General features: G+C 74.9%; 6 protein-coding genes and 1 pseudogene. 2 read left to right on the top strand and 5 right to left on the bottom strand.

From position 1 onward, the window contains the following. Together H7A69_RS16930 and H7A69_RS16935 are read right to left on the bottom strand one after the other, a co-directional pair. The coding region (locus tag H7A69_RS16930; RefSeq protein WP_220456283.1) for a phosphoenolpyruvate carboxylase at window positions 1-483 on the bottom strand (483 nt) is incomplete at its 3' end. Between the two features lie 187 nt (window positions 484-670). Next, on the bottom strand, window positions 671-1,369 hold the full coding sequence (locus H7A69_RS16935) for a heme oxygenase (biliverdin-producing) (protein WP_182048112.1): 699 nt from the start codon (window positions 1,367-1,369) through the stop codon (window positions 671-673). Window positions 1,370-1,427: 58 nt separating this feature from the next. Between H7A69_RS16935 and H7A69_RS16940 the strand changes: the two genes are divergently transcribed. Next, window positions 1,428-2,273: a siderophore-interacting protein gene (locus H7A69_RS16940; RefSeq protein WP_182048113.1), complete on the top strand. Its 846-nt coding sequence runs from the start codon at window positions 1,428-1,430 to the stop codon at window positions 2,271-2,273. A 50-nt stretch (window positions 2,274-2,323) separates the two neighbouring features. Beyond that, entirely contained in the window at window positions 2,324-2,905 is a 582-nt protein-coding gene (locus tag H7A69_RS16945; RefSeq protein WP_411469377.1) for a GIY-YIG nuclease family protein, read from the top strand. A gap of 57 nt (window positions 2,906-2,962) precedes the next feature. On the opposite strand, the gene H7A69_RS16950 is transcribed toward H7A69_RS16945, so the two are convergent. The 3 genes and pseudogenes from H7A69_RS16950 to H7A69_RS16960 form a co-directional block, all read right to left on the bottom strand. Next, a complete protein-coding gene (locus tag H7A69_RS16950; protein WP_182048114.1) occupies window positions 2,963-4,552 on the bottom strand; it encodes a GMC family oxidoreductase in 1,590 nt (529 codons plus the stop codon). Beyond that, window positions 4,549-5,889 (bottom strand): alpha/beta fold hydrolase, encoded by a 1,341-nt coding sequence (locus H7A69_RS16955; protein WP_182048115.1) that lies wholly within the window; start codon window positions 5,887-5,889, stop codon window positions 4,549-4,551. Before H7A69_RS16955 ends, H7A69_RS16950 begins: the two co-directional genes overlap by 4 nt. A gap of 73 nt (window positions 5,890-5,962) precedes the next feature. Beyond that, window positions 5,963-6,590 (bottom strand): annotated as a pseudogene (locus tag H7A69_RS16960) (endonuclease domain-containing protein); the annotation flags it as partial.

Below are 6,590 nucleotides of genomic sequence, written 5' to 3' on the forward strand. Positions count from 1 at the left end.
CTCGGTCGGGTGCGCGGTGAGCACCGGGTGGAAGCGCAGGTCGGCCAGGCGCGCGGCGGCCTCGTCGGCACCGACCTGCTCGACGAGCGAGGCGTAGGTGGCGGGGAACGAGTCGCCGGCGAGACCGCCGTCGTCGCCGCGGGCTCGGAGCACGCGGACGCGGTGGTGCTCCTCGGCCAGGTTCGTGAGGTGGAAGTAGGTCGTGAACGCCTGCGCCACGGCCTCGGCCCGCTCGGCGGACATCTCGGCGACGATGGCCTCGGCTCGGGCGGCACCCTCGGCGTCGGACCCCTCGTAGGCGCCGATGACCGCGGCCCGCAGGCTCTCGACGTCGTGGAGCAGCTCGTCGCCACCGGTCTCCCGCAGCACCCGCCCGAGCAGGTTGCCGAGGTACCGGACGTCCGCGCGCAGGTCGCTGTCGACCGCTCCGCTGACGTCGTCCCGTGCGCGCCCGTGGCGCGTCGATCCGTCGATCGCCGTCATGGGTTCCTCTCACGTTGCGCCGGGACCGCGTCCCGGGTCCCCAGCACTGTACCGGCGCACGACGGCACGTGACGACGACCGTCCGGACGGACCACTGCGGGGGTGGACGCCGGGGCCGCGACGTGTGCGCAGGAGCACCCCTGCACGGCGCGCACACGCCACGGCCCCGACGGGTCGGGGACCGTCGTCAGGCGAGGAGGGGGTGCACCGCGTCGCCGTGCGCCGCGGTCGGGGACGCCGGTCGACGCAGCGACGCCACGAGCGCCCGGTCGAGGCGTGCGGCCAGGTCGACCTCGGCGAGCACGGCCTCGCGCTCTGCTGCGGTCCAGGGCGCGGCGTCGAGCTGGGCGCCGTAGGTGTCCTCGAACGCCGCGGGGTCGGCGACCTGGTCGAAGATCGTGAAGAGCACGCCGTTCGTGTCGAAGCCGAACCGCTCCTCGAGCAGCCGCGCGAGCGTCGGTCCACCGGACAGGTCCCCGAGGTACCGCGTGTAGTGGTGCGCCACGAATCCGCCCGGGGAGGTCGCGGCGACCTCGTTCAGCCGGCGGACGTACGCCGTCGTCGCGGCCGTCGGGCAGCAGAGCTCGGACCAGTCGGGCCCGACGAGGTACTCGAGGTCGGCGCGGATCGCGGGCATCCGGGTGAGCTGGGTCGTCACGAAGGGTGCGGCGACCGGGTGGTCGGCCATCCGCTCGGCGGCGCGCTCGAGCGCGTCGTACACGACGGCGTACTGTCCGAGCAGGTCGGCGTAGTCCGCGACGTCGCAGTCCCCCGCCAGCAGGTCGTGCGCCCCGCCCGCCCAGGCGGAGGCACCGGCGGTCGCGCCCGCACCGGTGCGGGACCGCCGCCGCAGCAGCTCGGAGAACGGCGTCACGGTCGGACTCATGAGGTGAGGCTAACCTCAGTTGCTGAGAAGGTCGAGCACCGGAAGAGGAAGCCCCACGATGAGCCCGAGCCCCAAGCGCACCCAGCACGTCTTCGTCGTCGACCGGACGGAACGGATCACCCCGCACACGGTGCGCGTGCACCTCGGCGGTCCGGCCTTCCGCGACTTCGTCGACGGCGCCGACCCGGACCGGCTCGCCGCCACCGACAAGTACGTCAAGCTCCTGCTCGCTCCGCCCGCGAGCGGCCTCGTGCCGCCGTACGACCTCGACGCGCTGCGGGCCGACCTGCCGAAGCACGAGCGTCCGGCCCGCCGCACCTACACCGTGCGGTCGGTGGACCACGAGGCGGGCACGATCGCGATCGACTTCGTCGTGCACGGCGACGAGGGCCTCGCCGGTCCGTGGGCGGTGGCGGCCCGGCCCGGCGACCTGCTCGCGCTCTCCGGTCCCGGCGGCGGGTACACCCCGGCCACCGACCCCGACGTCACCCACGTGCTGCTCGGCGACGACAGCGCGCTGCCGGCGATCGGTGCGGCCCTCGCGGCGATGCACGAGGACGCCACCGGGGTCGCGCTCGTCGAGGTCGCCTCCGCGGCCGACGAGCAGCCGCTCGTCCACCCGGCCGGTGTCGACCTGCGGTGGCTGCACCGCGACGCCACCGGCGCGGAGCCGGGCACGCTCCTGCTGGCGGCGGCCGAGGCGCTGCCCCGCGCCTCCCGGCCGGTGCAGGTCTTCGCGCACGGTGAGCGCACGGCGGTCAAGGCGATCCGGCGGCTCCTGCAGGACGACTGGGGTCTCGAGAAGGCGGACCTGTCCCTGTCCGCGTACTGGGCGCTCGGTCGCGCCGAGGACCGGTTCCAGGAGGAGAAGCGCGAGCCGGTCGGGGTGATCTTCGCCGACTGAGCGGACGGGAGGCACGGGTCGCGTCGGTGGTGCCCGCTAGCGTCCGGCGCGTGGTCACCCCTCCCTCCGTCCCCGCCTGCTGCGTCCCGGGGTGCGACGCACCGTCCGCCGACGGCTTCGCCGCGGTCCTGCCGCTCTGCGGCGGCCACGTCGCGCTCGTGACGGACACGGCGGCCGAGCAGGTCGGCACCGAGGACGCCCTGCCGGGACCCTGCCCGGTCTGCGGGTCGCGGCTCGGTGTCCGCTGGCCGACCGCGACGACCTGCGCGACCTGCGAGTGGCCGTGGGGCGACGTGCCGGACGGCGAGCTGCCCCCGCCGCGCGTCGACGTCGTGTACTACCTGCGGCAGCGGGACGACTTCGGCGACCGCGTCAAGATCGGGACGACCGCGAACCCCCGGCAGCGGCTCGCCGCGGTGCCGCACCAGGAACTCCTGGCGTTCGAACGCGGCGACCGACGGGTCGAACGCCGCCGGCACGCCGTGTTCGCCACGGACCGGTACCCGCGGACGGAGTGGTTCCGGACGACGCCGGCGCTGCTGGCGCACGTCGCGACCGTGGCGGCCGGGGTCGAGGACCCGTGGGCGCTGCACGCGCGGTGGACGAGCGAGGCGCTCGCACTGCGCGGCTGAGGCCCGCGCGCAGCCGCGGTCGGGCGACGGGCGACGGTGTGCGCCGCCCGTCTGCCCTCAGGCGGCGACGGCGACCGACCGGGCCCGGTCGGCCGCGGGGTCGTCGCGGAGGAACCGGTCGGCCGTCCGGAGCGAGAGCGCCATGATCGTCAGCGCCGGGTTCGCGATGACGGCACTCGGGAACACCGAGTTGTCGCAGACCCAGAGGTTCGGGACGTCCCACGAGCGCCCGGCCGGGTCGACGACGGACGAGCCGGCGTCCGTCCCCATGCGCGCGGTGCCGATCGTGTGCGCGGTGCGTTCGAGGACACGGACGTCCGTGCCACCCGCCGCCTCGACGATCGCGCTCATGGTCCGGACGGCGTGCGCCCGGATCGCCTCCTCGTTGGACCCGGGCGAGAACGTCACGCGGGCGCGCGGGACCCCGTGCTCGTCGAGCTCGTCGGAGAGCACGAGCCGGTTGTCGTCGTAGGGCAGGCACTCGGCGTTGATGCCGACCCCGGCCATCCGCGGGTAGTCGCGCATCGCCCGGACGAGCTCGGCGCCCCGCAGCGACCCGCCGCGGACGAGCGTCGTCGCGAACGTCAGGGGCTGCACCCCGAGGCTCTGGATGAGGTACCCCCCGGCGAAGTCGGCGTCGGACGGCCGGACGAAGTCCTCGGTGATGATCGAGGACGGGTACCCGCGGTACGACCGCATCGACTCGTCGAAGGTCGCCCAGACCTGAGTCGCCCCGTGCGCCGTGAAGTTCCGGCCGACCTGACCGCTGCTGTTCGCGAGTCCGGTGTGCAGGAGCAGCCGCGGCGTCTCGACACCACCGGCTGCGAGCACGAGCGACCGGCAGCGCTGACGACGCTCGCGTCCGTCACGGGTGTAGAGGACCGCGCACACCTTGCCGTCGGCGTCGAGCTCGATGCCGTGCACGAAGGACTCCGGACGGATCTCCGCGCCGAAGGCCACGGCGGCGGGCAGGTACGTCGTGTCCATCGAGACCTTGGCGCCGTTCCGGCAGCCCTGGTGGCAGGACCCGCACGACACGCAGGCCTGACGGAGACCGTGGTGCTCCTGGTGCCGGTCCTCGGTGGTGAGGCCGACGGGGGCGTCCGTCGCCGTGATGCCGAGCGCGGCGGTCCCGCGCATCATCATGTCCGACGACGCGTTCCGCGGCGGCGGACCCATCCGGTACCGACGGGACGGGTCCCAGGGGTAGTGCTCGGGCCCGGCGACGCCGACCTCGTGCTCGACGCGCTCGATGTACCCGGTGAGCTCGGCGTGGTCGATCGACCAGTCCTCGCCCTGCCCGCTCTCGGTGCGCAGCCGCAGGTCGTGGACGCTGGGCCGCGGGGTGAACGCGCCCCAGTGCAGGGTCGAGCCGCCCACGCCGGTGCCGCTGTTGTTCGGTCCGAAGGCCGTCGGCGTCGCGCCGCCGCTGATCCGCTCGTCCATCCAGTTGATGTCGGCGGGGGCCTCGACCTCGTCCGGGGTGTGGTCCCCCGGCTCGGTGTTGCGACCGGCCTCGAAGGCGACCGCCGTCAGGCCCTCGCGGGCGAGTCGGGCCAGGAGCGGTGCGCCGCCGGCACCGGTCCCGACCACGACCACGTCGACGACCTCGTCGTCCTGGTAGCGCCGCTGTGCATCGAGTCTCATCGTGCTGCTCCCTCGGGTTCCCATGCTTCCCGTTGCCCGGCACCGAGCACCTGGAAGCCCTGCTTGCGGACGCCGTCGCCACCGTTGGCGAAGCCGTCGTAGTCGATCTCGGACATGGTCGCGGGGTGGGCGAGCCACTGCTTGACCAGGTCCACGCTCGCGTCCTCGAACCACGCGCGGAGCTGCTCGGCGTCGAGTGCGCCGTCCGAACGGTACCGACCGGCGGCGACGTCCTCGAGCGCGTCGGCCAGGGCGTCGGACCCGGCCGCCGGTGCGAGCACGTCGAGGGCCGCGCGGTACGCCTCGACGTCGGTCGGCATGCCGTCCGGCCGCCACCCGTCGCCCTGGCCCGCGGCCAGCTGCGCGTCGACCCGCAGCGCCAGGTCGACCTCGTGCTCCCCCGGCTGCGGGACGACGATCCGGGCGACCGCGCGGAGCGTGTCGAGCTGCTGCTGGTCGAGCGCGTCCGGGGCCGCGGCCGGGTCGTCGGCGAGGGACCGGACGGCGAGCAGCCCGCGGGTCCGGGCGCTCACGCGCGGCGAGGCGATCACGCGGGCGTTGTCGGCGGGCACGACCGGGGCGTGCGCGACGCGCCGGGTCCAGAAGTCGCGGACGATCGCGGCCACCTCGACCGGACGCTCCCACGGCAGCAGGTGTGCGGCACCGGCGACCTCGTGCAGTTCGGCGGCGGGCCAGTGCGGCAGGGTCAGCCGGCGCTGGGCGTCGGCGGCGAGGTCGCCGTCCTCGGCTCCGGCCAGCACGAGCGTCGGCACGGGGTTCGGTGCGGCCGTGGCCGACCAGTCCTCGCGGCTGCCGCGGAGCAGCCAGTCGCGCCAGGCGCGGGGGTCGGTCCGGCGGACGTCCTGCACCGCCTGCTCGTGGCGGTCGGGCGGTAGCACCTCGGCGGTGTTCGCGTCGACGAACTCGGCGGCGTGGTCCTGCTCGATCGGTCCGTGCTCGGCCCACGCGAGCATCGACGTGCGGCGCTCCTCGGCCATCGGTTCCGGCGCCAGGGGCGACGGGGCCAGGAGCACGACGGCGCGCAGCCCGAACAGGCCGTTCGCGCCGGAGACGGTCCGGTCGGCGACGACCGTGGCGACCTTCCCGCCCATGGAGTGCCCGACGAGCACCCACTCCGTGGCGCCGCTGGCACCGATCGCACGCTCGACCCGCACGGCCATCTCCTCGACGGTCGTGCCGCCCGAGGCGGGGCTCCGCCCGAACCCCGGCAGGTCGATGCCGACGAGGTCGAGGTCACCGGCGAGCTCCGAGCGGAGGAGCGCGAACTCCTCGGAACTGGAGCCCAGCGCGTGCAGGCAGAAGGCGGTCGCTGTCATGCTTCGTTCCTACCGTCCACGGAACGCGGGACCCAGCGAACCTGTACCCCGACGATGTACCCCGACTCGGTCGTCACCGTGCGTACGCGTCCACGAAGAGCGGCCCGCGGAGCTCGCGCAGGGTGTCGACGAGCCGCTCGATCGTGCCCCGGGAGATCCCGGACACCTCGAGGTCGTACGGCCCGAGCGCCGGCAGGCGGCCGGTCCGGATCCGGACGACCTCCCACCCGACGGCACGGACGGCACGGTCCTTCCGCCGGTCGGTGTCCTGCCGCGGACCGACGTGCTCCAGACCGTGACGACCGGTGCTGTCGTACTCGATCGCGACCCGCAGCTCGGGCAGCACGATGTCCGGCCAGGCCTCGACGTGGTCGAAGAACGGACGGTCGAGCCGGATCGCGGTGTGGTCGAAGGTCAGCGCGAACCGCTCCTGCAGCGCGGCGCGGAGGTCTGCCTCGACCGCCGAGGCCGTCGCGGGCGCGCACCGGCTCGTGAACGACTCCCCCGAGGGTAGCCGAGGGGTCTTCGGGCAGATCGTCCGCGGGACCGGCTGCGCGGCCCGACCGCTCCGCGACCGACCGGGACGGGCGCGAGCGCTGGCGACCGCTCCGGTGGGCACGGCACCGGCGCTCGGGAGCCCGGCACCCGGGGCCGCTCCGCCCGCCGGGGCCGCTCCGCGCGCCGGGGCAGCGGGGAGCGTC

It is taken from the genome of Curtobacterium sp. ME26, assembly GCF_903970945.1.
Taxonomy (GTDB): Bacteria; Actinomycetota; Actinomycetes; order Actinomycetales; family Microbacteriaceae; genus Curtobacterium; species Curtobacterium citri.